General features: G+C 71.8%; 21 protein-coding genes. 11 read left to right on the top strand and 10 right to left on the bottom strand.

Annotation, left to right across the window (positions count from 1 at the left end):
* Positions 1-29: 29 nt before the first annotated feature.
* The gene (locus C8D89_RS20580) at positions 30-497 is read right to left on the bottom strand and encodes a MarR family winged helix-turn-helix transcriptional regulator (protein WP_243418270.1); all 468 of its coding nucleotides are present in this window, start codon (positions 495-497) and stop codon (positions 30-32) included.
* Positions 498-590: 93 nt separating this feature from the next.
* Here C8D89_RS20580 and C8D89_RS20575 point away from each other — a divergent pair, with 93 nt between their 5' ends.
* From C8D89_RS20575 to C8D89_RS20560, 4 genes are all read left to right on the top strand, one after another.
* Entirely contained in the window at positions 591-1,478 is an 888-nt protein-coding gene (locus tag C8D89_RS20575) for a universal stress protein (RefSeq protein WP_116709984.1), read from the top strand.
* 101 nt (positions 1,479-1,579) lie between these two features.
* The gene (locus C8D89_RS20570; RefSeq protein ID WP_116709983.1) at positions 1,580-2,500 is read left to right on the top strand and encodes a slipin family protein; all 921 of its coding nucleotides are present in this window, start codon (positions 1,580-1,582) and stop codon (positions 2,498-2,500) included.
* A gap of 94 nt (positions 2,501-2,594) precedes the next feature.
* Complete coding sequence (locus tag C8D89_RS20565) at positions 2,595-3,839, top strand: MFS transporter (protein WP_165825834.1); 1,245 nt, start codon at positions 2,595-2,597, stop codon at positions 3,837-3,839.
* Positions 3,840-3,975: 136 nt separating this feature from the next.
* Positions 3,976-4,386 (top strand): ATP-binding protein, encoded by a 411-nt coding sequence (locus C8D89_RS20560; RefSeq protein ID WP_116709981.1) that lies wholly within the window; start codon positions 3,976-3,978, stop codon positions 4,384-4,386.
* Between the two features lie 3 nt (positions 4,387-4,389).
* Here the strand turns inward: C8D89_RS20560 and C8D89_RS20555 are convergent, their stop codons facing one another.
* On the bottom strand, positions 4,390-4,986 hold the full coding sequence (locus tag C8D89_RS20555) for a TMEM165/GDT1 family protein (RefSeq protein ID WP_116710022.1): 597 nt from the start codon (positions 4,984-4,986) through the stop codon (positions 4,390-4,392).
* Between the two features lie 386 nt (positions 4,987-5,372).
* Here C8D89_RS20555 and ygiD point away from each other — a divergent pair, with 386 nt between their 5' ends.
* Positions 5,373-6,239, top strand: a complete 867-nt coding sequence (gene ygiD, locus C8D89_RS20550) for a 4,5-DOPA-extradiol-dioxygenase (protein ID WP_207787337.1) — start codon at positions 5,373-5,375, stop codon at positions 6,237-6,239.
* A 22-nt stretch (positions 6,240-6,261) separates the two neighbouring features.
* Here the strand turns inward: ygiD and C8D89_RS20545 are convergent, their stop codons facing one another.
* From C8D89_RS20545 to C8D89_RS20535, 3 genes are all read right to left on the bottom strand, one after another.
* Positions 6,262-6,504 (bottom strand): hypothetical protein, encoded by a 243-nt coding sequence (locus C8D89_RS20545; protein ID WP_116709980.1) that lies wholly within the window; start codon positions 6,502-6,504, stop codon positions 6,262-6,264.
* A gap of 65 nt (positions 6,505-6,569) precedes the next feature.
* Positions 6,570-7,451: a formyltetrahydrofolate deformylase gene (gene purU / locus C8D89_RS20540; RefSeq protein WP_116709979.1), complete on the bottom strand. Its 882-nt coding sequence runs from the start codon at positions 7,449-7,451 to the stop codon at positions 6,570-6,572.
* A 26-nt stretch (positions 7,452-7,477) separates the two neighbouring features.
* Positions 7,478-8,812 carry an NAD(P)/FAD-dependent oxidoreductase gene (locus tag C8D89_RS20535; RefSeq protein WP_116709978.1) on the bottom strand — a complete coding sequence of 445 codons (1,335 nt, stop codon included), beginning with the start codon at positions 8,810-8,812 and terminating at the stop codon, positions 7,478-7,480.
* 164 nt (positions 8,813-8,976) lie between these two features.
* Between C8D89_RS20535 and C8D89_RS20530 the strand changes: the two genes are divergently transcribed.
* On the top strand, positions 8,977-9,684 hold the full coding sequence (locus C8D89_RS20530; protein ID WP_165825833.1) for an IclR family transcriptional regulator: 708 nt from the start codon (positions 8,977-8,979) through the stop codon (positions 9,682-9,684).
* 40 nt (positions 9,685-9,724) lie between these two features.
* Here the strand turns inward: C8D89_RS20530 and C8D89_RS20525 are convergent, their stop codons facing one another.
* The 5 genes from C8D89_RS20525 to C8D89_RS20505 all read right to left on the bottom strand — a co-directional run bounded on the left by C8D89_RS20525 (position 9,725) and on the right by C8D89_RS20505 (position 16,850).
* Positions 9,725-10,957: a pyridoxal-phosphate-dependent aminotransferase family protein gene (locus tag C8D89_RS20525; protein ID WP_116709976.1), complete on the bottom strand. Its 1,233-nt coding sequence runs from the start codon at positions 10,955-10,957 to the stop codon at positions 9,725-9,727.
* 115 nt (positions 10,958-11,072) lie between these two features.
* A complete protein-coding gene (locus tag C8D89_RS20520; protein WP_116709975.1) occupies positions 11,073-11,492 on the bottom strand; it encodes a GFA family protein in 420 nt (139 codons plus the stop codon).
* Positions 11,492-12,844, bottom strand: coding sequence for a flavin-containing monooxygenase (locus C8D89_RS20515; RefSeq protein WP_116709974.1), 1,353 nt, complete (start codon positions 12,842-12,844; stop codon positions 11,492-11,494). The genes C8D89_RS20520 and C8D89_RS20515 overlap by 1 nt, the downstream gene beginning before the upstream one ends.
* Positions 12,845-12,881: 37 nt before the next feature.
* Positions 12,882-15,266: a trimethylamine N-oxide demethylase gene (locus tag C8D89_RS20510; RefSeq protein ID WP_116709973.1), complete on the bottom strand. Its 2,385-nt coding sequence runs from the start codon at positions 15,264-15,266 to the stop codon at positions 12,882-12,884.
* A gap of 60 nt (positions 15,267-15,326) precedes the next feature.
* The gene (locus C8D89_RS20505) at positions 15,327-16,850 is read right to left on the bottom strand and encodes an ammonium transporter (protein WP_116709972.1); all 1,524 of its coding nucleotides are present in this window, start codon (positions 16,848-16,850) and stop codon (positions 15,327-15,329) included.
* A 372-nt stretch (positions 16,851-17,222) separates the two neighbouring features.
* Here C8D89_RS20505 and C8D89_RS20500 point away from each other — a divergent pair, with 372 nt between their 5' ends.
* From C8D89_RS20500 to C8D89_RS20480, 5 genes are all read left to right on the top strand, one after another.
* Complete coding sequence (locus C8D89_RS20500; protein WP_116709971.1) at positions 17,223-18,683, top strand: ammonium transporter; 1,461 nt, start codon at positions 17,223-17,225, stop codon at positions 18,681-18,683.
* 9 nt (positions 18,684-18,692) lie between these two features.
* Positions 18,693-19,073, top strand: coding sequence for a hypothetical protein (locus tag C8D89_RS20495; protein WP_116709970.1), 381 nt, complete (start codon positions 18,693-18,695; stop codon positions 19,071-19,073).
* Between the two features lie 218 nt (positions 19,074-19,291).
* On the top strand, positions 19,292-20,689 hold the full coding sequence (locus C8D89_RS20490; protein WP_116709969.1) for a glutamine synthetase family protein: 1,398 nt from the start codon (positions 19,292-19,294) through the stop codon (positions 20,687-20,689).
* A gap of 40 nt (positions 20,690-20,729) precedes the next feature.
* Positions 20,730-21,659: a class II glutamine amidotransferase gene (locus C8D89_RS20485; protein WP_116709968.1), complete on the top strand. Its 930-nt coding sequence runs from the start codon at positions 20,730-20,732 to the stop codon at positions 21,657-21,659.
* Positions 21,656-22,435, top strand: a complete 780-nt coding sequence (locus tag C8D89_RS20480) for a GltB/FmdC/FwdC-like GXGXG domain-containing protein (protein WP_116710020.1) — start codon at positions 21,656-21,658, stop codon at positions 22,433-22,435. Before C8D89_RS20485 ends, C8D89_RS20480 begins: the two co-directional genes overlap by 4 nt.
* Positions 22,436-22,487 lie beyond the last annotated feature (52 nt).

The raw sequence follows: 22,487 nt of genomic DNA, 5'->3' as shown, positions 1-22,487 counted from the left end.
ACAATGGTCGCGCCCGGGCGGACCGGGATTCAGGTCCCGGCGGCGTCCGGACCCCAGCGCGGCGGCGTCAGCGCCTGGGCCATTCGCCGCATCTGGTCGCGGTGCAGCGGGCTCAGCACCGACAGCATCCGCTGGCCACGGTCGGTGAGCACGACCCGCACCGCCCGGCCGTCGTCGGGATCGGCGACGCGCTGGACGAGGCCGTTGCCCTGGGCGCGGTCGACGAGCTCGACGGTGCTGTGGTGGCGGAGCTGGAGCTGGTCGGCGAGCTCGCCCACCGTCGCCCACTCGCGCCCCGGGACCCCCTTGATGGCGAGGAGCAGCTGATAGTGCTGCGGAGTCAACCCGTGCTCGCGCACGGTCTCCTCGCTGAAGCGCAGGTATGACCGGACGGCGAACCGGAAGCGGGCCAGCGCCTCGAAGTCCTCCTTCGACATCGGGGCCTCGCCGTCGGGCTGCGCCACGACCTCCACCGCCTCCTCCACCAGCACCTCCACCAGCGTCTGCTCGTCCCACGCGAGAACCTACCCGGCCCTTTGTATCGTGGTACGATACGACTCCGTCGGCACGTCTCCCGGAGGTGGGTCGCGATGGGCGAGCCGGACCCGGTGGTGGTCGGCGTCGACGAGGTGGGCTCGGCGTGGGACGCCGTGGAGTGGGCATCCGCGGAGGCCGCCGCCCGGGAATGCCCCCTCGCGATCGTGCACGCCTGCTCGCCGCCGGTGGCCCCGGGCCCGTTCGCTCCCGGGCCCGAGGACGCGGGCGTCGTCGTCGAGGCGCTGCTGCGCGAGGCGCGCGAGCGGGCGCGGCGGGTCGCTCCCGAGGTCGAGGTGACCAGCCGGACGATCGTGGGGGGCCCGGCGCCCGGGCTGGCCTCACAGCACGCCCAGCTGGTCGTGGTGGGCACGCGCGCGCTCGGTCGGATCCGCAGCGCGATCGTCGGCTCCGTCGGGGTCGCGGTGTCCTCGCGCGCCACCTGCCCCGTCGTCGTGGTCCCGCCGTGGGGCGAGGTGGACCCCGGCCCGTCGCGGTCGCGCGTCGTCGTCGGGGTCGAGGGCCCGGTCCGGTCCTCCCCCGCCCTCGGCGTCGCCTTCGGCGCGGCGGCCCAGCGCGGCGTCGGGGTCACCGCGCTGCACGCCTGGTGTCCGCGGCCACCTGCCGACCTCGGCGGCATCGGCGACGACCCCGCCGCGACCGAGGCCGCGGCCCGGCACCGTCTCGCGGACGCCGTGACGCCGTGGCGCCGCCGCTTCCCGGACGTCGACGTCCGGCTCCGGCTCGTCCCGGACGACCCCGCCCACGCCCTGACCGGGGAGTCCGCCGGCGCCGCGCTGCTGGTCATCGGCTCGCGGGGCCACGGCTGCGTGACCGGCGCCCTGCTCGGCGCGGTGAGCCACGGGGTCCTGCGCCACGCCCGGTGCCCGACGAGCGTCGTCGGCCCCGCGGCCACGGTGCGCCGGCGCGCCCGGGCCGCGTGAGGGGGACCGTCGAGTCCTTCCTTCTCATATCGTGGAGCGATACATTTGCTCCTCCGCCTCTCCCGACGCCCCGTCGGGAGCCGGTGAGGGGAAGTGATCGCATGGTCATCGTGCTGACGCTCGCCGCCGTCGTCCTCGTGGCCGCGGTGCTGGTGGGGACGAGCGTGCGCATCGTCCGGCAGTACGAGCGCGGGGTCGTGTTCCGGCTCGGCCGGGTCGAGCCGGGGACGACGCGGGGCCCGGGGGTCGTCCTGCTCCGGCCGATCGCCGACCGGATGCAGAAGGTCAACATGCAGATCGTGACGCTGCCGGTGCCCGCGCAGGACGGCATCACGCGGGACAACGTCACGGTCCGCGTCGACGCGGTCATCTACTTCCGGGTGATGGACCCCGTGCGGGTCGCCGTCGACGTGCAGGACTACGTGTTCGCCGTCGGCCAGCTCGCCCAGACGTCGTTGCGGTCGATCATCGGCAAGAGTGACCTCGACGACCTGCTGAGCAACCGCGAGCGTCTCAACCAGGGGCTCGAGCTGATGATCGACACCCCGGTGATGGACTGGGGCCTGCACATCGATCGGGTCGAGATCAAGGACGTCTCGCTCCCCGAGTCGATGAAGCGCTCGATGTCGCGGCAGGCCGAGGCCGAGCGGGAGCGCCGTGCCCGCATCATCACGGCCGACGGCGAACGGCAGGCCGCGCGGACCCTGTCCGAGGCCGCCCGGACGATGTCCGACAACCCGGCGTCGCTGCAGCTCCGGCTGCTCGAGACGGTCGTGGAGGTCGCCGCCGAGAAGAACTCGACGCTGGTCCTCCCGTTCCCCGTCGAACTGCTGCGCTTCCTGGAGCGGGCCGCCTCCCAGGACGGTGCGTCGACGCAGGACGCCGGCACCACCGGCCCGAGTCCGGGCGAGGACCCACCGGCCGAGGACGCACCGGTCGAGCACGCAGCGGTCGAGGTGACCTCCGGCGCCGACACCCGGGTACCCGACGTCGCGGCGATGCCGGTGGGCGCCACCCGCTGATCGACGACCCGCACCGGGCCGCGTGGCGGCCTACCCTGAGGCGGTGACGATCGACGCCTCGCCCGCCGCACACGTCGCGACGGCCTGACCCCTGGTGCTGCGCCGCGACGCGAGCCGGTCCGCCCCGACCGCCACGGCCTTCACGACGGCGTCGGTCTCGCTCGTCGCGGTCTGCGCGGCGGCCGGGGTCCCGGCGCCGCTCTACGTCGTCTACCAGCAGGCCCACGGCGTCTCGACCGTCGCGCTCACCGGCGCGTTCGCGATCTACATCCTCCCCCTGCTCGCCGCGCTGCTGTGCTGCGGCAGCCTCTCCGACCACCTCGGTCGGCGACGGGTCGGCGTGCCGGCCCTGCTGGTGGGGGCGGTGGCGTGCCTGGTCCTCGCGACCGTGGACTCCGCGGCGCCGCTGATCGCCGGGCGGGCGGCGCAGGGCCTCTCCGTGGGTCTCGCGCTCAGCGCGCTCGGGGCGTTCGTCGTGGACCTGGCGCCGGCCTCCCGCCCCGGGCTCGCCGGGGCCGTGACCAGCGGGGCGCCGCCCGGGGGCATCGCGATCGGCGCGCTCGCCTCCGGCGCCGCGGTCCAGCTCGCACCCGAGCGCGCCCCCGTCGTGTCCTTCGTGGTCACCGCCGCCCTCCTGACCGTGGCGGCCGCCGCCGTGGCGCTCCTGCCGGAGACGACCGCTCCACGCCGCGGGGCGCTGCGCTCGCTGCGGCCGGTGGTGCGGGTCCCGCCGACGGCCCGCGCGGTGTTCCCCGCCGTGTGCCTCCTCGTCGCGGCGACCTACGTCCTCGGTGGCTTCACCCAGGCGCTGGCCCCGTCGCTGGCGGTGACCGTCCTGGGCCGCGACGACCTCTTCAGCGGGGCACTGGCCGTCGCGGTCTACCACCTCGCCGGGCCGGTGGCGGGACTCGCGGCGAGCAGGCTGGGCGTCCGCCGGACGCTCGCGGGCGGGGCGGCCGGGCTCGTGGTCGGCGTCGCGGGCTTCGTCGCGGGCATCGTCGTCGAGGGCTTCGCCGTGTACCTCGCCGCCGCGGTCGTCGCCGGCGCGGGGTTCGGCGCGGCGTTCGCCGGCGCGATGCGGGTCCTGCTCGACCGCAGCCCCGCCGGCGCGCACGCCGGCACCCTCGCCGCGGTCTACCTCTTCTGCTACCTCGCGGCCGCGGTCGCGAGCCTCCTCGCCGGGGCGGCGGTCGAGGTCTGGGGCCTGGCGCCGGTGGCGGCGGTGCTGTGCGGGCTGGTCATCGTCATGGTCGCGGCCGGGGCGACCGGCTCCCTGCGCCGTATGCGGGCCGCCCCGGTGCCCGCCGCCGACACGTCCACGGGCGCGCGGCAGGAGTGACGGGCGCGCGTGTCGGCACCGTCCCCGGGGCGGTCCGGCCGGCGTCGTACCCTTCGTCCGGGCGCTGCGGGGGGACGCACGCCCGGCCCGAGGTGGCGTCGAGACCGTGCGTCACCGCGACCCGGCGAGGACCCACATGGCCACACTGAGCGCGACCTTCGAGTTGACGCCCGAACCGGGCGCACCGTCCCACGCCCGGCGGATCCTCGGCGACCTGCTGACGGCGTGGCGCTTCGACGCCGAACGGCGCGCCGACGTGATGGTGCTGGTCACCGAGGTGGTGTCGAACGCCGTCGACCACGCGGGCGCCGACGACGGGGGCGACGTGGTCCTGGCGGTCGACGTCACGGCGTCCGACACGTGGCTGCGCGTCGGGCTGGCCGACGGCTCGACCGTGCGGCCGATCGTCCGCCAGCTCGACCCCCGCGCCCCTCGCGGACGGGGCATGCAGCTGATCGCCGCCCTCGCCGACCGCTGGGGCAGCCACGACCAGGACGGCGGCAAGCGTGTGTGGTTCGAGGTGGGTGCGGACCCCTCGTCGGCGTAGGCGTCAGCCCGCCAGGAGCGCCTCGAGGCCGAGCCAGGCGCCGAAGGCGAAGAACAGCACCGCGGCGCCGATCCGGATGGCCTTCTCCGGCAGCTTCCGGCCCAGCCACCGGCCCAGGAGGATCGCGAGCCCGTCGGCGGCGACCATGCCGACGGTCGAACCGAGCCAGACCCCGGTCACGCCACCGCTGCCCGGGTGCTGCGTGGCGAGCGTGATGGTCGCGAGCATGGTCTTGTCGCCGAGCTCGGCGAGGAAGAACGCGACCGCGACGGCGATGAACGCCGACCTGGTGGTGGCGCTGCTCCTGTTCTCCTCGTCCTCGCTGAGGGCATCGCCACGCAGCGTCCAGAGACCGAACCCGACGAACGCCACGGCGGCCGCCACGGAGATCCAGAAGGTGGGGATCGCCGCGCCGAGGAGGTGGCCCACGCCCACGGACACCGCGTGGGTCACCGCCGTCGCCGCGGTGATCCCGAGGAGCACGGGCAGCGCCCGGAACCGGGTGGCGAACGTCATCGCCATGAGCTGGGACTTGTCGCCCAGCTCGGCGACGAAGATGACGGCGAAGCTCAGGGCGGTGGCGGCGAGGAAGCCGGTCACGGGGCGGTCGCTCCTCTCGGTCGGCCGGACCGAGGGCGCGCGCTCCGGTCCGACCCCGATGATCGGGTCGGCACCGAAGGTCTCGCCCGCCGCCGGACACCCGACGGCCCCCGTGGCCGGACGCCGGGGCGTCAGTGTGTCGACCACGATGTTGGGAGCTACTCCCCTTCGCTGACGGAAATGTTAACGGATCGACCGGAGCGCATTCATCCGGCTATGACCCCACTCACCGTTCTCGAATGTGCGCCGGCCCGGAAATGCGATTTCGCCGCGCCGAACTCGCCGATGCGGCCACCCGAGTCCGTGGTGCTGCGCCCCGGTGTGCTCCGCCGGGTCCCGGACGCCGGGTGGAGGATGTGACGGTCCCCGAGACGAGGAGCACGGTCATGGCCGGAGAGCAGACCACGATGCCGGCGGCGTTCATCGGTCACGGCAACCCGATGAACGCGCTGGCCACCAACCGCTACACCTCGGCGTGGCAGGCCTTCGGCGCCGCCGTCCCGCGCCCGCGCGCGATCCTCGTGGTCTCCGCGCACTGGTACATCAACGCCACGGCCGTCACCACGATGACCCGCCCGCGCACCATCCACGACTTCTACGGCTTCCCCGGCGAGCTGTTCGACGTGCAGTACCCCGCTCCCGGCCTGCCCGAGCTGTACGACGAGGTCGCCGACATCGCCGAGCCGACCTGGGTGGGCGCGGACGTCGACAGCTGGGGCATCGACCACGGCACGTGGTCGGTCCTCGTGCACGCGTTCCCCGACGCCTCGATCCCCGTCGTGCAGCTGTCGATCAACGCCTACAAGCCGTTCTCCTACCACCTCGAGCTCGGGGCGAAGCTCGCCGCGCTCCGGCGGCGCGGGGTGCTCGTCGTCGCCAGCGGCAACGTCGTGCACAACCTGGCCGGGCTGGACTGGGAGCGCCCCGACCAGGGTTTCGACTGGGCGCAGCGGTTCGACGACGACGCCCGGGACCGGATGCTCACCGCTCCGGCCGACTTCCCCGCCCTCGACGCCCACCGCGACTTCGGCCTCGCCGTGCCGACGCCCGACCACTTCATCCCCGCGCTCTACCTTGCGGGGCTCGCCGCCGCCGACGGCGACGGCACCGACGTCCTCGTCGACGGCTACGCCTACGGCTCGCTCTCGATGACGGCCTACGTCCTCGGGATGGCGCGCCCCGAACCGACCGCGAGCGACGTCGGCTCCCCCGCGCGCCCGGACGGCATCCCGCCGGAGGGCTCGAACATCTGACCCCGCGCGGCCGGTGGTGTGGTCAGCCGGTGCGTTCCTCGGTGTAGGCGCGGTCGCGGACGTAGCGGGGTTCCCCGTCGGCGGTCGACCCGTCGCGGCGGTAGACCACGACGTCGACGTCGTAGACGTCACCGACCTCGGGATCGGTCCTCTTGTGGCGTCGCGCCGCCACGACCTCGACCTCGGGCGGCGGGCCGCCGTCCGGCCCCGGCGGGCGGTCGACCCCGCCGTTGTACCGACCCGGGGTCGCCAGGACACAGAGCACGGCCGTCCTCCTCGTCGGTCCGCCGGCAGCGTGGCGAGGAGCACCCTACGGGGGTCGCCGGGGTGTCAGAAGACGATGGTGGTCTGGCCGTCGAGCAGCACCCGGTCCTGGCAGTGCCAGGACACCGCCCGCGCGAGCACCGTGCGCTCGACGTCGGCGCCGCGGCGGGTGATGTCGACGAGGCTCTCGCGGTGCGAGATGCGCGCGACGTCCTGCTCGATGATCGGGCCCTCGTCCAGGACCTCGGTGACGTAGTGCGCCGTCGCGCCGACGAGCTTCACCCCGCGTGTCCGGGCCTGCTCGTACGGCCCGGCGCCGGCGAAGGCCGGCAGGAACGAGTGGTGGATGTTGATCGCCGGCACCCCGATCCGCTCGAGGAAGTCGCCGCTGAGCACCTGCATGTACCGCGCGAGGACGACGAGGTCGACCCGACCGGCGATCAGCTCGGCCTGCTGGCGCTCGGCCTCCGCCTTGGTGTCCTTGGTGACCGGGATGTGCGCGTACGGGACGTCGAAGCCGGCGACCTCCTTCTGCAGGTCGGGGTGGTTCGACACGACCTGGACGATGTCGGCCGGCAGGTCGCCGCGGCGCTGCCTCCACAGCAGGTCCAGCAGGCAGTGGTCGTAGCGCGACACGAACACCGCCACCCGTGTCGGGACCGCGGCCGCGCGCAGGCGGAACCACATCCCGAACGGCTCGGCGACCTCGCCGGCGAACTCCTCGTCCAGCGCGGGCAACCAGGTCATGAGGTCCGGCATCCGGAACACCACGCGCAGGAAGAAGCGGCCGCCGACGGGGTCGGTGGTGTCCTGGTCGGACTGCAGGATGTTGGCTCCCCGCGCGTGGAGGAAGGCGCTGACCGCGGCCACGATGCCCGGGCCGTCCTCGCAGGACACGAGGAGGCGCCCGACGTCGGCGTCCGGTGCGGTGCGGGGCGATGCCTGCATGGGGCTCCTCTCGGGCTCGCTGCGCCTCAGCTCCAGGGGAAGGGGGAGTGGCTGGTCGGGTGCAGGTCGCCCCGCTCGTAGCGCGCGAAGCGGAAGGGCTCGAGCAGCTCCTGGGGTTCGCCGAGCAGCTCGCGGGCGACCAGCGCACCGACCCCGATCATCTTGTACCCGTGGTTGGAGTCCGCGATGACGTAGGCGTTGCCGCGGACGGTGTCGAACACCGGGAAGCTGTCCGGGGTGAACGCCCCGATCCCCCCGGAGGGCTCCTTGCGGTAGACGTCCCGGCGCCCCTCGAAGCGCTTGTGGCACGCGGCCAGTGCCGAGGTCCACATCCGCACGAAGTCCTCGCCCACGACGAACTCCGGGCTCGCGGTGCCGTAGGGGTCCACCGCCACCGTGTCGGCGGGCCGGCCGACGGGTTGCGGTGACGCGCCGCCCTGGACGCCGCCGAAATGGAAGTCCGGCTTGTAGTAGATGCCCCAGATCCGGTCGGTGATGAGCGTGCCGTCGACGTCGTCGCGGAGCGGGGCGTCGGAGTCGACGTGGATCACCGGCGGGAGCTCGCCGCGGTTGTCCATGAACTCCTGCGGGTCGATGCCGAGGATGCCCTCCTGCAGGGCCCAGTAGGTCCACATCGGGGCGTCGGGGACGACGCGTCCGTCCTGGGTCCGCACCGTGATCGTCGACGGCATGCCGAGCATCGACCACAGGTCGCGGATCCACGGCCCGACGGCGGCGACGAGGTGGTCGCACCCGATCGTCCCCGCGTCGGTCTCGACCGCGGTCACGCGATCGCCCGACCGCTGCAGGCCGGTCACCGTCACGCCGGTGCGGATCGTCGCGCCGGCCCGGCGCACCTTCCCGGCGAGGCCCTGCAGGGACGCGACGTTGTTGGCGTAGCCCCCGCGCTTCTCGTGGAGCACCACCGTCACGCCCGGCGCCTGCCAGTCGGCGAACATCTCGGTCATGTAGGCCTGACAGGCCTCGGCGCCCTCGACGAGCACGGACTCGTACCCGATGGCCTGCTGCTCGGCGTGGATCTGCACGACGTCGTCGTGCATCGCGGCCGGGGCCGCCTGGACGTAACCGACCCCGTGGTAGGAGAACGCCTCCGGGTCGGACTCCCACACGTCCACCGAGTGCGCCATGAGCCGGCGCATCGCGGGCTGGAAGTAGTTGTTGCGGATGACGCCGCACGCGACACCCGAGGCGCCGGCGCCGATGTCGGTCTTGTCGAGGACGAGGACCTCGCTGCCGTCGCCGAGCCCGCGTTCGCGCAGCTCCGTCGCGAGGTGCCAGGCCGTCGAGAGTCCGTGGATGCCGGCACCGATGATCACGTACCGAGCCCTGGTGGGGACCATGCTTCTCACCCGTTTCGACGACGAACGGAAGAGGCCGAGCAGGACGACCGCCGAGCGGCTACCGTCGTCGTGTTGCATTGCCCTGAAGGCAATGGCGTTTCACCTTGGGAGACGAAGTTAACATGGTGCGAACCGGGAGACCAGCAGATCGGCAGGTCGAGTCGGTGCAGAAGGCCATCGCCGTGCTGGACGCCCTGGCGGCGGCGGGCGAAGAGCTCGGCACCAACGAGATCGCCCGCCGGACGGGGATCAACGCGAGCACCGTCTCGCGGCTGCTCGCGACCCTGGCCGGGCCGGGGCTCGTGGCGCACCACCCGGCGAACGGCCGCTACGGGCTGGGCATCCGGATCCTGCAGCTGGCCGGCGCGGCCCGGCAGACGCTCGACGTCCGGCGCGTCGCCCGCCCGTCGCTCGAGGACCTCGCGGCCGTCAGCGGGGAGACCGCGACCCTGTCGGTGGCCGGCGAGCACGACGTGATGACGCTCGACTTCGTCCAGAGTCCGCAGTCGGTCCGCAGCGTCGCCGAGATCGGGCGCAACAGCGTGCGGCACGCGACGGCCGTCGGGAAGGTGTTCCTCGCGCACGGCGGGCGCGTCCCGGACGAGCTCACCCGCTTCACCGAGTGCACCATCACCGATCACGGCGCGCTGGCCGACGAGATCCGCCGGGTGGCCGAGCAGGGCTACGCGGCGTCACGCGGCGAGCGCGAGCCCGACCTCACCGGCGTGGCGGTGCCGGTGCTCGACCGCGACGACGGGCTCGTCGCGATCCTCGGGGTGCAGGGCCCTTCCGGTCGCCTCGACGACCGGAAGGTCGAGACCCTCGTCGGGACGCTGCGGGAGCACGCCCGCACCGTCGCCGGCGCCTTCTGAATCAGGTCACCGAGCCAGGTCACCGAGTCAGGTCACCGAGTCAGGTCACCGCGGTCAGCCGCGGCCCCGCCGTCGCGGACCACCAGGGCCCGGGCCGGCTCCCCTCGGCGGCGAGCGCCTGCCGGAAGTACGCCTGCGCGGCGGCGACGCCCGAGCCCGGCTCGAGGTCGACGCCCGCGTCCAGCAACGCCATCTCGGCCGCGGCGAGCGCGCTGAGACAGGAGACCTCGTTGACGTCGCCGAGGTGGCCGATGCGGAACACCCGGCCGGCCACCTTCCCGAGGCCGCCGCCGAAGGACGTCCGGTAGCGGTGGTACGCGATCCGGCACACCGCGGCGCCGTCGACGCCGTCCGGCAGCCGCACCGCGCTCACCGTGTCGGAGTACCACCGCGGCGCCAGGGCGCACAGGTCCAGACCCCACGCCTTGACGCCGTGCCGGACACCCTCGGCCAGTCGGTGGTGGCGCGCGACCACGTCGTCCATCCCCTCGTCGAGGAGGCGGTCCAGCGACGCCCGCAGGCCGTGCAGGAGCGGCATCGGAGGGGTGTACGGGAAGGAGCCGACGTCGTTCGCCGTGATCATGTCGCGGAACGCGAGGTAGCACCGCTCCGTCGTGGACCGCTCCGCAGCGGCCAGCGCCTTCTCGCTCAGGCCTAGGATGGCGAGGCCGGCCGGGAGCATGAAGCCCTTTTGGCTCCCGGCGACGGCGACGTCGACGCCCCACTCGTCCTGTCGGAAGTCGAGGGACGCGATCGACGAGACGCCGTCGACGAACAGCAGCGCGTCGGAGCCGGCCTCGTCCATCGCCTGCCGGACCGCGCGGACGTCGGACGTCACGCCGGTGGCGGTCTCGTTGTGCGTCACGAAGACCGCCCTGATGCTCGGATCGGCCCGCAGCTCCTGCGCGTAGGCCTCGACCGGGACGCCCTCACCCCACTCGACGTCGTGGCAGACGACGTCGAGCCCGAGCCGCCGGGCCATGTCGACCCAGAGGTGGGAGAACTGGCCGTACCGCGACATGAGGACCCGATCGCCGCGGGAGAGGCAGTTGGTGATCGCCGCCTCCCACGCCCCGGTGCCCGAGCCCGGGTAGACGAGCACGCGGCCCTCCCGGAGCCGGAACACCCGCGCGAGGTCGGCGAGGAGATCGAGGACGAAGTCCGGCAGGTCGGGGGCCCGGTGATCCTCCATCGGGACGTTCATGGCGCGCCGGACCACCTCGGGCACGGGGGTGGGTCCCGGGACGAACAGGTGGGTCGTTCCGATCTTCACGTCCGGTCCTCCCGACGGTCGGTGCGGGGCGGATCGACGGTAGGGCCGGGCGGGCCCACCCCGACTCCCCCGAGCCGGGGAGACGCCGGGGGGCACGGGCCCCACGACCCGGTCGTCAGCGCTGCGGCGGGGCCGCGAGCGCCGGTGGCGCGCCGCGAGGGTGGTGCGGGACGTCACCGGGCTGCTCGGCCTCCCACGGCTCCGCGTGCTCCCACCAGATGTGGGCCACGACCCGCAGCTCCCGCGGGTCGTCCAGGGTCCCGGCGGCGATGCTGACCGTGTCCCGGCCGGGTGCGGTCCAGAACAGGCTCGACCCGCAGCGCCCGCACCACCCCCGCTCCGGCCCGTCGGGGAGGCGGAACCACCGCAGGGCCTCCTCCCCCGTGATCGCGAGGCTCTGCCGCGGCGCGCACGTCATCGCCGCCGCCCGTCCGTGCCAGCGCCGGCAGTCGACGCAGTGGCAGACGATGACCGGCCGCAGCGGGCCGTCCACCCGGTACGCCACGGCCCCGCAGAGGCAGCGCCCCGCGCTCATCAGGCCGGGTGGCCGGTCCGCAGGAACGTCGTCAGCGAGTCGTCGTGCGCCTCCCACCAGAGCGTGTGGTGGATCGGCGCCGGCGTCCCGGTGCACGGGGAGGAGAACCCGCGGTCGCGATAGCCGATGATGCTCTCCTCCTTGTCGTGCTCCCACTTCTTGAAGTGGGCCCGCGTGAGGTCGAGGTCGAACGCGGGGTAGTCGGTCAGCGCCATCAGGTCCGCGATGTGGTCGGCCTGGAAGTCGATCTGCGCGAACGCGTCGGGCAGGGCCTCCTCGCGGGCCCGCCACTCCGCGACGTCCTTCTCCATCTCCTCGCGCGAGGGCAGCTCGAGGCGGCCCAGCACGAAGTCCCGCGCGACCCAGGCCTCCGCGTCGAACAGCGTGAACGTGTAGAACTGGTCCTGCATACCCAGGTACATCATCTTCGGGTTGTCGGTCCAGAAGACGCCCTTGTAGAGGTCCGGCGGGTAGAGCACGTTCGCCGTCCGCAGCCGCAGGTCGGACGCGACGAACGGGAAGTGGTGCTGGTAGCCGGTGCACAGGATGATCGCGTCGACGTCACGCGCGCTCCCGTCGGCGAAGTGTGCCGTGCGGCCCTCGAGGCGGGACAGCAGCGGCACCTCGGCGATCCCGTCGGGCCACGGGAAGCCCATCGGCGCGGTCCGGTAGCTGATCGTCACCGAGTTCGCGCCGTACTTCTTCGCCTGCAGCGCGATGTCCTCGGCGGAGTAGCTCCCGCCCACCACCAGCAGGTCCCTGCCGGCGAACTCCTGGGCGTCGCGGAAGTCGTGGGAGTGCAGGATGCGGCCGGGGAAGCGGTCGAAACCTGGGAAGTCGGGCACGTTCGGCACCGAGAAGTGCCCGGTCGCGACGATGACGTGGTCGAACTGCTCGACCCGCGACGCGCCCTCGGCGAGCGCCTCGACCGTGACGTCGAAGGTCTCGCGCGCGGGGTCGTACTCGATCCACCGCACCGCGGTGTCGAACCGGATGTGGCGGCGGACGTCGCTCGCCTCGGCGCGGCCCTTGATGTAGTCGTAGAGCACCTCGCGCGGCGGGAACGACGGGATCGCGGTGCCGAAGTGCTGTTCGAAGGTGTAGTCGGAGAACTCGAGGCACTCCTTCGGGCCGTTCGACCACAGGTAGCGGTACATGCTGCCGTGGCACGGGTTGCCGTACTGGTCGAGGCCGCTGCGCCACGTGTAGTTCCACAGCCCGCCCCAGTCGTCCTGCTTCTCGAAGCAGACGAGCTCCGGAATCTCCGCGCCTCCGGCGCGGGCCTGCTCGAACGCGTGCAGCTGGGCCAGCCCGCTCGGTCCGGCCCCGACGATCGCGACCCGTGTCACCATGATCCTCCTGTTCGCTGGGTGGTCGATCCGCTGTCGGTCAGGAGCGCGGACGTTCCTTGTCGGGGTCGTAGAACGGGAACCGGACGACCCGGGCGGGGATGCGCTTGCGGTGGCCGTCGAGCTTCCCGACGTCGACCTCGGTGCCGATCTCGGCGTGCTCGACGGCGATCCGGCACAGGGCGATGTTCTTGCGCAGGATCGGCGAGCGCGTCGCGCTGGTGACCACGCCGACCTGGTGGCGTCCGACGTGCACGCAGTCGCCGTGCGCGGCCGGCTCGTTGCCCGCCAGCTCGAGGCCGACCAGGCGGCGCTGCGGGTGCGCCTTGCGGGTCAGCAGCGCGTCGCGGCCGACGAAGTCGTCCTCCTTCGTCTTCAGCGGCACGGTGAACCCGACGCCGGCCTCGAACGGGTCGACGGTGTCGTCGAAGTCGTAGCCCGCGAAGACGAGGCCCGACTCGATCCGCAGCACGTCGAGGGCGTCGAGACCCAGCGGGAGCATCCCGTGCGGCCGGCCGGCCTCCCAGACGGCGTCCCACACGGCCGGACCGTCCGAGGGGTGGCACCAGATCTCGTAGCCGAGCTCGCCCGAGTAGCCGGTGCGCGACACGACGACCGGGATGCCGTGGTGGTCACCGAGCCGGCCGATGGTGAAGCGGAACCAGGTCAGGTCGGCGAACGCGGGCTGCGTGCCCGGGGTCCAGACGAGCTCGCGCAGGACGTCCCGGCTCGCCGGCCCCTGCACGGCGAGGTTGTGCATCTGGTCGGTGGAGTGCTTGACCCACACCCGGTCGAGCCCGAGGCGCTCGGCCTGCTCGCGCAGCCAGGTGCCCGTGTACTCGTCGCCGCCGACGAAGCGGAAGTTGGTGTCCGCGAGCCGGAACACCGTGCAGTCGTCGATCATCCCGCCGGTCTCGTTGCACACCGCGGAGTACACGACCTGATTGACCGAGAGCCGGCGGATGTTGCGGGTGACGCTCGCCTGCAGCAGCGCCTCCGCGTCGGGCCCGAGGACCTCGAACTTGCGCAGCGGGGACAGGTCCATCACCGCGGCCAGCTCCCGGCACGCCCAGTACTCGTCGACCGCCCCGTGGCCGTCGAAGCTGGTGGGCAGCCAGTAGCCGCGGTACTCGGTGAACTGGCGGGTCAGCGCCCTCGTCCGCGGGGCGAACGCCGTCTCGCGGGTCAGCGTGGCCGGCTGCTCGGGCGTGGTGCGGTGCGCCATGGCCATCGAGAACTTCCGTTCGGCGGAGTAGACGCGGAGGTGGACGTCGGTCGGCACCCAGGCGTTGGCGGGGTCGATGTCGTCGGGGCAGGCCGAGGACGCGCACACGAGGTCGACGCCCGCGCGCATCAGCACGTAGTCCCCGGGCCGCGACCACGGCTCGTCGAAGATCAGTTGGTTGGCCGCGTCGAACGCGGTGTTGTAGAAGAGGTTGAGCGCGGGCCAGCCGGCGCGCTCCTCGATGCCGTACCCGCGCAGCTGCTCGTTGAAGTTGTCGGTGCAGTTGACGTGCCCGAAGTAGCCGAGGTCCTCGTAGTACTTCGTGTTGCAGGCCAGGCCGAACGTGTCGTGCCGGCCGACCGTGTCGCGGACGACCTCGATGAGGGGCTCCATGTCCTGGTCGTAGAACTTCCCGTGCAGCCCGGGCTGGGGGTACGCCTGCCCCATGAAGTAGCGGGTGGCGGTCGCGTCGAGCCCGCGCTCGCGGCCCTCCTGGAGCCGGTGCGCCGAGAAGGCGAGGAAGTCGGAGCACTGCCGGCCCTCGACGTCGAGGATCTGGATGTACTGGCCGGCCTTCACCTCGTAGCTCATCGCCGTGGCCGCGTCGACACGCACGTCGAGGATCGGCTCGGCGAGCGGCGGGGGCAGCGGCGGGACCTCGCGCACGCGCGGGTCCGCCCGCCGGATCTCGAGGACGAGATCCGAGGGCGGGTTGCCCGTCGTCTCGTCCGTCGCCATCCGGCCGCCGGGGGCCGCGACGACGACGAAGCCCGGCCCCGCGACGCGGAACGTCTCGCGGGACCCGGCCGGCGACCACTCCCCGAACAGCACCGCGGCGCGCAGCTCCCCCGGGTCGAGGCCGTGGGCCAGCAGGGCGGCGAGCACTGGGTCCTCCACCGCCCCGGGCGCGGCCGCGGCGGCCAGCGCCCGCAGGGCCGTCGCCGGCGCGTCGGCGGTGAGGCCGAGGAGGTCGCGCGCATCCGTCCCGTCCGGTCTGAGGGCGGTCACCTCGGCCCGCTGGCGACCCTGCCGGTCGACGACGGTGACCGCGTCGCCCCCGTGCACCCGCACGGCGGTGATGCCTCCGGGGCGGACCCAGTACGTCTCGAGGCCCGGGACGGGGTCGAGCAGACCGGGCAGCAGGAGGCGACGGGACGCCACGACGGGCTCGGCTGCGGTCGGTGCCACCACGGCGTTCATCTCCTCTCGGGGAGAGCGGCCCCGGACCTCGGCGAGACCGCTCGGGAGCTCGGCGGCGGGTCAGCTGGGCTGGCGCGCGCTGCCGCCACCCGACGGGGAGGAGGGTGTCGCGACGACGTCCGCGACCGTGTCCGGCGTGGGGGTGGTGTCGGCGGCGGGCGTCGCGTCGTCGTGGGTCAGGTCCCAGTAGTGGCGGTCGTAGCCCTCGACCTGGACCTCCTCGGACACGCCCAGCCCGATGGTCCGCTCGAGGACCCAGGCCAGGACCGTCGCGGTCGCGAGGCCGATGGCCACGGCCACCGCGAGGCCGATGAGCTGCCAGAGGACGTTGACCTGCGCGTTCTGGAACGCGTACGGCCCCGAGTCGATCCCGATGTACCCGCCCTGCGGCGTGCCCCAGGCGACGAGGCCCACCATGAGGATCCCGTAGGCCCCCGTCCCGACCAGCACCGGTGCCAGCTTGTGCTCGTCGAACTCCCGGCGCTGCGTCCACTCGTAGACCGCGTACGCCACGAACGGCGCGATCAGCGCGACCAGGAACATCTGCCACGGACGGTAGATGTCGAAGGCGGGGGCACCCGACAGGTAACCGGCCAGTGGTCCGAGGAGTGTGTAGATGTACTTCCTCGTCCGATAGGCGATCAGGGCCCCGGTCAGGGCGCCGCCGGCCCAGGAGAGCGCGAAGTTGTTGAACGCGATGCCGACGCTGGTGTCGGACATGTTGATGCCGATGAACAACGCCTCGGGGTCCACGAAGAAGCCGCAGGACAGGATGACCATCGGGAGGCCGGCGAAGACGACGACCAGTCCCACGACGGTGAGGCCCAGGTTGTAGTTCCGGTACTCGGGCACCCGCGGATGGGGCCGGTACATGCCGGGGCGCTGCCCGAGGCGACGGGCGAGCACGATCCCCACCACGCCGGCGAACACGTAGACGAAGGCCGAACCGAAGAAGTCGTGGAAGCCGAGGTTGGTCAGCGGGCCCGTGGATCCCCAGGTCAGCCAGCTCAGCACCGAGGAGACGATGGCGGCCACGAAGGAGACGACGAAGTAGGCGGCGGGCTTGATGCGTTCGGTGACACCGAGGTGGATCAGGACGTTGATGATGCCGGCGAAGCAGGCCAGGAAGAAGATGAAGATCTGCTGGTTGTTCCGCGCCGCACCGGTTCCCATGCCCGCTTCCGGGTCGGCGTACTGGGCGAGCTCGTTGGCGAACGACCCACCCAGCCACCAGTCCGAGATCGACTGCCAGTACGGGTTGGGCACCTCGAACGCCACGTAGTACTGCCAGTTCCAGATCGCGAAGCCGATGAGGAAGTACGTGGCGAAGCCGATGAAGAAGCCGATGAGCTTCTGGATCACGCCGTCGAAGACGTTGACGCGCCGCACGCCCCCGAGGTCGATCAGCAGGATCCCGGCGAGGATGAAGATCGCCCCCACCGTCCCCGACGCGTAGACGACGTTCTGGAGCAGGGAGCTCGTGGTCACCTGGTCGGGGAAGACGGGGTCGGGGACGACGGGCTGCGCCGGGAGGACCTGGCCCGCAGTGGTGGCCGGCCAGAGGGCCGCGAGGGTTGAAGCCACGACAAGCTCCTGGAGGGATCGCGTCCGTGTGTGACGCAGATCATGCTCGGCGGGACGCCTCCTGTAAACAGTGCAGTGAACGGCGTCCCCTCCGGTTCAACACATCGAGGACGCTCCCGCAGGACGGCACGGGGTTGACTGTGCATCAACAGGGTTGTGTGACCCTTGACACAGGTCAGAAGCGCTGGTCAGATGACCTTTGGTCCTAGATGCAGACCTTGGCCCCTGGCTCCCGCGCACGCGGCCACCCGCCGCGAGAGCCGTGCATTCCAAGCTGTCGTGTCGTGTCGTGGCTACCGGACCGGACCCGGACCGTCGGTCTCCGGACCGAGGAGGACGTTCCTCGTCGACGAACTCAGGGAGCGAGCACGGATGCAGGACCCGATCGAAGCCCTGACCATCATCTTCACCGAGTTCTACTACTGGGTGACCGTCGCCCTGATGTTCCTCATCCACGTCGGCTTCTCGACCTACGAGATCGCCGCGGTGCGCCCCAAGAACATGCAGCGCACCCTGATGAAGCACTTCATGGTGATCCCGCTCGTGACCATCACCTTCTTCTTCTTCGGGTGGTGGCTCTACAACGCCATCCCGAGCGGGCCCGGGATCACCGGCGGCATCCTGGACGGCGCCGGCGAGACGGCGGCGCCCTGGTCGCCCCTGATGGCGCCCGAGTTGCAGGACCGCCTCAACGGCGTCTTCTGGGCCGCGTTCCTGCTGTTCTCCTGGACGGCCGCCGCCATCGTCTCCGGGGCCGTGCTCGAGAGGGGCCGCACCGGCGCGTTCCTCATCCTCGGGACCATGGTCGGCTCGGTCACCTGGGTGATCGACGCGGCCTGGGGATGGCACCCCGAGGGGTGGATGGTCCAGGTCATGGGCTATCACGACGCCTACGCCTCGGGCGTGATCCACGGCATCGCCGGCGGAGCGGTCCTCGGTGTGATCCTCGTGATCGGTCCCCGGATCGGCAAGTTCGGACCCCGGGGCGAGGTCCGCGACATCAAGCCCCACAACGTGTGGATGTGCTGCGTCGGCCTGTTCATCATCTACACGGGCTTCTGGGGCTTCTACGTCGCCTGCAACATCCCGATCGCCAACATCTCCACCGAAGGCGTGTACCTCTCCGCCACCAACATCTACGGGATGCCGACGACGCTCTCGGGCATCACGTTCAACTTCCTGATGTCGCTCTCGGGCGGGATCCTGGCCGCGTACCTCGTGAGCCGGGGGGACCCGTTCTGGACGTTCTCCGGCGGCCTGGCCGGCATCATCGCCACGTCCGCGGGCAACGATCTCTACCACCCGCTCCAGTCGATGATCCTGGCGGCGATCGGCGTCGTGATCATCTACAAGCTCCACTTCTGGGTGGAGCGCCGCTTCAAGCTCGACGACGTGGTGGGCGCGGTGGCGGTGCACGGTTACGCGGGCACCTTCGGGGTCGTCGTGGCCGGTTTCATGCTCTGGGGCTATCCCGCTGCCGCCCCGGTCGAGGGCGTGACCGCCTGGTTCACGACCCCGGAGGGCTGGCCGGCCGTCAACCCGCTCGGCAACCTGATCGGCGCGCTCATCATGTTCGGCGTCCTCGGCTTCCTGCCCGCGTTCGCCGTCGCCAAGCTGCTGGACGCGTTCGGGTTGCTCCGGGTGCCCCGCGCCGTCGAGCTGGCCGGTCTCGACGCCCACGAGCACAGCCCGTCGTACCCGTACTTCCGGGGCGCCGACGTCGTCGACGGCGTCGCCGCGGACGAGCGTGCGCTCGCCGAGGCCATGGACGGCTCCTCGTCGAACGGGACGGGCCCCGCCGGGTCCGTCGCTCGCGAGGACACGAGGAGGTAGGAGAGAGAGATGGGTACCGGACTCGATTCGTTCTCGAACCCCCAGGACATCGGGGCGCTCTACCCCTTCGTGGGCTCCGAGGTCCTCCTCGTCGTGGTGGGGATCGTCCTGTGGCTGGCCTGGCACGTCCGGCAGATCGTGATCGAGAACCAGGAGTACCGACGGGCTCTGGAGCTCTACCAGCGGGTGGGGATGTCCCGCGTCCTGCAGCAGGGCGGCACCGAATCGCTCGCGGACGAGCAGGCGCTCGCCACCTCCGGGTCGAGCGACACCGGTCCGTCCGCGGGCTCCGAGTCGGCGACCGGCGCGACGGCGTCCCCGACGGGCAGCCGGCACAGCGCGACGAGTGACGCGGGCGGCCCGGGCCGTCCGGAGAGCGCGGCGCACTGACGTCGTGCCGAGCGCCCCGGCAGGTCGGGGCACTCCCCTGCTCCCCTGCGGCCGCGCGCCGACGGCCGTCGCCCCTCCGGCGGCGGCCGTCGGAGGGACACGCCCCGACCGATCGGCACGAGATGCCGCCACGGGGTTGTCTCTTCAGGGTGAACAGAGTCTACTCGGCGTGGCCGCGTTCACAGTTCTGGCGTCCGCGACCCAGGGAGGGCCCGCCCATGACCACCGATCTCGAGACGTTCCTCGCCCAGGACGGGCGTGACGACGCCGTCCGCGCGATCCGACGGTCGATCGACGATCAGGACGTCAAGTACATCTACTACCAGTTCGTCAGCGTCACCGGCCGGATCATGGGCAAGGGTGCCCCGGCGACCCACTGGGAGCGCTTCGCGTCGAAGGGCTTCCAGCTCGTCTACGGGTCGACGGCCAACCTGTTCACCGACCGCCACGGCGAGTACATCGGTTACGGCGCGGAGGCCTGTGAGCTGGTCGGCCTGCCCGACGTCGAGACGTTCCAGGTCCTGCCGTGGGACCCGAAGACCGCTCGCGTGTTCTGCACCCTGTTCCGCGGGCGCGAGGAGGCGGAGGAGCCGGGCGCCTACCTGACGTCGGACTGTCGCGGGAACCTCAAGCGCATCCACACGGAGTTCGAGTCGCAGACCGGGTTCCACCTCCGGGTCGGCGCGGAGCCCGAGATGATGTGGCTCAAGCTCAACCCCGACGGCACGCCGTCGGTCGACGGGATGACCAAGCCGTACTGCTACCACATCGACCAGTTCAGCGAGCTGCAGCCGCTCATCCACCGGGTCATCGAGTACGGCCAGGCGATGGGCCTCGACATGATCCAGGGCGACCACGAGGACGCCCCCGGTCAGCTCGAGCTCAACTGGCAGTTCGACCGCGCCGAGCAGACCGCCGACCGCCTCACGACCTACCGGCAGATCTGCCGGCAGGTGGGCCGCGAGTTCGGCGCCTTCCCCTGCTTCATGCCCAAGCCGTTCATGGGCGTGTCGGCGAACGGGTGCCACCACAACCTCTCCCTGTGGGACGGCGACACCAACGTCTTCCTCCCCGAGGGCGACGACCAGCGCATGCCGAGCAAGATCGGGCTCGCCGCCATCGGCGGCGTCCTCGAGCACCTGTCCGCGCTCACGTGCGTCACCTCCCCGACGGTCAACTCCTACCGCCGGCTCTGGGACGCCGGGTTCTGGGCGCCGCTCTACGCGGACTGGGGTTTCCAGAACCGCACGACCGCGCTGCGGGTGAGCGCTCCGGACCGCTTCGAGTACCGCTCGGTCGACTCGGCGGTGAACCCGTATCTCTCGTTCGCCGCGCTCATCAAGGCGATGGCCGACGGCATCCAGCGCAACCTGGACCCCGGGCCGCCCGAGGAGCGCAACATCTACAACGCGATGGCCGAGGGCAAGGAGGTCAAGAACATCCCCATGAACCTCGGCGACGCGCTGCGGGCGCTCGACGCCGACCAGGTCGTGCGCAGCGCCATGCCCGGGGACATGTACCGCGTGTTCGAGCACTACAAGCGCGACGAATGGGAGCGCTTCTGCGCGACGGTCACCGACTGGGACGTCAAGGAATACCTCGACATCCTGCCCTGACCCCGCAGAACTGCTGACGAGCACGACGAGGAGGACGACCATGTGCGGGATCGCCGGGATCATCCACACCGACGGGCCGGGCGACGTGGGCGCCGAGATGACCAGGATGCTGCAGTCGATGAAGCACCGCGGCCCGGACTCGGCGGGCTACGCGCTCTACGGCGAGCCGAGCGAACTGCTCGTGATGCGGTTCAAGCTGGCGGACCCGAACGAGACGAGCGACTTCGACTTCAGCGAGCGGCTCGAGCGCAGCCGGCGGGAGGTGGAGTCACGGCTGTCGAAGGTGGGCGCGACGGTCGACCGGGTGCAGGGCGAGTCCGCCTACGCCTACCGCGCGAGCTTCCGGTACGAGGGCGAACTGAAGCCGCTGGCCGACTACATCGAGAACATCCCCGGCTGCGAGGTGCTCTCGCTGGGCCATTCCCTGGAGATCGTCAAGGACCTGGGCGACGCCCGGACCGTGTCGGACTCCTACCGGCTCGGGGAGTTCCGCGGCACCCACGCCATCGGCCACGTCCGGATGGCCACCGAGTCCGACGTCGACATCGCCGGCGCGCACCCGTACTGGGCCTACCCGTTCTCCGACGTCGCCGTGGTGCACAACGGCCAGCTGACCAACTACCACCAGTGGCGCCGGCGCCTCGAGCGCCACGGTCACCGGTTCCAGTCCGAGTGCGACTCGGAGATCATCGCGGTGTACCTCGCGGAACGTCTGGCCGACGGGATGAGCCTCGAGACGGCCATGAAGACGAGCCTCTCCGACCTCGACGGCGTCTTCACCTACCTCGTCGTGACCGAGGACAGCCTCGGGATGGCCAAGGACGAGATGGCCGCGAAGCCCCTGGTCCTGCACGAGGGCGACGGCATGGTCGCGCTCGCGTCCGAGGAGAGCGCCATCCGCGCCGTCCTCCCCCAGGAGATCGACTCCTACGACCCCTACGAGTCCGAGGTGCTGGTGTGGTCGCGATGAGCACGCGTCGGTCGCGCAACGACATCCGCGGGCTGGCCGAGCCCGACGTCGAGGCGCCGAAGACGGCCCGCATCGAGGGCGACACCGCCGTCTTCGACGCCGCCGATCTCAGTCCCCGCCAGATCAACCTCGAACTGCGTCGCCTGGTCTACGGCGAGCAGATCCCCGAGGTGACCATCGAGAACCCCGGCGCCAAGCACTCGGTCGCGGTCGGCATCCTGACGCGCTGCCGGATCACCATCGACGGCAGCGTCGGCTACTTCGGTGCCACCCTCGGCGACGGCCCGGAAATCCACATCACGGGCCGGGTCGGGTGGTCGGTCGCGGAGAACATGATGTCGGGCGTCACCGTCATCGACAAGAACGCCGGGTCGCTGACCGGGGCCGCGATGCGCGGCGGCGATCTCGTGATCCGCGGCCACGTCGGTGCCCGGACCGGTATCGACCAGAAGGGCGGCACGATCATCGTCGGCGGCAACGCCGGCGCGCTCACGGGATTCATGATGCAGCGGGGCCGGCAGATCATCTGCGGCGACGCCGGCCCCGGCATGGGCGACTCGATGTACGACGGCGCCATCTACGTCGGGGGCGCGGTCGCCTCGCTGGGGGTGGACTGCGTCGAGGCGGAGATGACGCCCGAGGACGACGAGCTCATCGACCGCAAGTTCCGCATCTACGGCATGGACCGCCCCGCGTCGTTCCGGAAGTTCGTGTGCGGGAAGAAGCTGTGGAACTACGACAACCTCGAGCCCAGCGAGCGCAAGCTCGTGCTCTGACGGCCGCACCGCTCGCCCGCGCCACCACTCACGCAACCGTCCGGCCCGGACG

The organism is Actinomycetospora cinnamomea, from assembly GCF_003096675.1.
GTDB classification, from domain to species: domain Bacteria; phylum Actinomycetota; class Actinomycetes; order Mycobacteriales; family Pseudonocardiaceae; genus Actinomycetospora; species Actinomycetospora cinnamomea.
Note: the sequence above shows the minus strand (reverse complement) of the source record. Positions and strands in the feature narration are given on the sequence as shown.